Here is a 926-nt window from a genome sequence, read left to right on the forward strand (position 1 = left end):
GCAAGCCTGTTGCCACTGGCGGCCGGGCAGCCGTTGTCGGTACAGGCGCAGGCTTACCAGCGATTCTACGGGCTGGATTTTGCGCAGCGTCAGGTGCGCAGTGGCCTTGGACGATTCGAGGTCGATGGTTATGAGCTGGTCAGCCAATTCTGGTGGCCCGAGCAGGCCAAGGCGACGCTGTTTGTCATCCACGGTTTCTACGACCACACCGGGCTCTACCGGCATGTGATCGAGTGGGCGCTGGACCAGGGTTTTGCGGTGATTGCCTGCGACTTGCCGGGGCATGGCCTGTCCAGCGGCGAACGAGCGAGCATCAAGGATTTCGCCGAGTATCAGGACGCGTTGCAAGGGTTGTTCAGCGAGGCGCAATCCCTCGACTTGCCGCAACCGTGGCACCTGTGCGGGCAGAGTACCGGCGGGGCGATCGTGATCGATCATGTGTTGAATGCGGGGGCGAACAGCCCGGCCCAGGGCCAGGTGATTCTGCTGTCGCCGCTGGTGCGGCCGCGGGCATGGGGTTGGTCGCAACTGAGTTACTACCTGCTCAAGCCTTTCGTCAAAGCCATCGCCCGGCGCTTCAGCGAGAACTCCAATGACCCGGCTTTTCTGCCGTTCCTGCAAGCCGATCCGTTGCAGCCGCTGCGCCTGCCGACGGCCTGGGTGGGTGCATTGGCGCGCTGGATCAAACGCATCGAGACCGCACCCACGAGTAGCCGCCGGCCGTTGATCGTGCAGGGGCAGGCCGACATGACGGTGGATTGGGAGCACAACCTGGAAATGTTGCGGGGCAAGTTTGATCGGCCACAGGTGCTGATGCTGCCCGAGGCACGACATCATCTGGCGAATGAGACTCTGGTGATGCGGCAGGAGTATTTCGGGTTTTTGACCAGGCGGATCAAGGGGCGTAATCCTTAGCGTCTGTTCCG

Annotated in this window: 1 protein-coding gene; it reads left to right on the forward strand. The window is 62.3% G+C overall.

Features of this window, described 5'->3' with window-relative positions; translation table 11 throughout:
• Positions 1-915, forward strand: a 915-nt coding sequence (locus PMI29_RS27235; protein ID WP_007993843.1) for an alpha/beta hydrolase, incomplete at its 5' end; no start/stop codon positions are given.
• Between the last annotated feature and the right edge of the window lie 11 nt (positions 916-926).

Origin of the sequence: Pseudomonas sp. GM49 (assembly GCF_000282355.1) — a bacterium.
Lineage (GTDB): Bacteria > Pseudomonadota > Gammaproteobacteria > Pseudomonadales > Pseudomonadaceae > Aquipseudomonas.